This window comes from Methylobacterium sp. WL18, from assembly GCF_008040015.1.
GTDB lineage: Bacteria > Pseudomonadota > Alphaproteobacteria > Rhizobiales > Beijerinckiaceae > Methylobacterium > Methylobacterium mesophilicum.
The window spans coordinates 1-507 of sequence record NZ_VRVD01001300.1 but is presented as its reverse complement, the minus strand read 5'-3'; the positions used below and the strand labels follow the sequence as shown (position 1 = coordinate 507).

Annotated in this window: 2 pseudogenes; one reads left to right on the top strand and one right to left on the bottom strand. The window is 72.8% G+C overall.

Features of this window, described 5'->3' with window-relative positions:
• Positions 1-261: pseudogene (locus FV228_RS32430) on the bottom strand (hypothetical protein); the annotation flags it as partial.
• Between the two features lie 54 nt (positions 262-315).
• Between FV228_RS32430 and FV228_RS32425 the strand changes: the two are divergent.
• A pseudogene (locus FV228_RS32425) lies at positions 316-507 on the top strand (hypothetical protein); the annotation flags it as partial.

Here is a 507-nt window from a genome sequence, read left to right as displayed (position 1 = left end):
GGGCACGAGGGTCGCGTCCTCGGGGTCCGGCGTGTCGGCGTCGCTCTCGCGCACCATGAGATCGCGGTAGGTGGTGCAGGTGATCTGCTTGCCCTCCCCCGACATCTTGCCCTCTCCAGACGTCGCGGTCTCGGTCTTCGCGGGCGACTCGAACCGCGCCGCCTCCCATCCCGCCGCCACTGACGGGGCGGGGAGGCACGCTGCGAGGAGCGCGAAGCGGGCGGCGGCGAAGCGGGCGGCGGGGAGAAGGCTGCGTCTCATGCGGGTTCCCTGTATACGGCGCGGGACGCCCGAAGAAAGGCAGGATGGAGAGCCATGCGGACCGTTCTCTCCAAGGTAGCCAAGCGTTCTGCCGGGCCGCTCGCAACGCTTCTCGCTGCGCCGCTCCTCGGGCCGCTCGCCGTCCGGGCCGAGCCCGCTCTGCCGGGCGACGTGACGGCGTACGTGACGCGGCTGCGGGACTGCAACCACTGGGGCGGGGAGGATGCCACGGACGCGGCGCGCGGC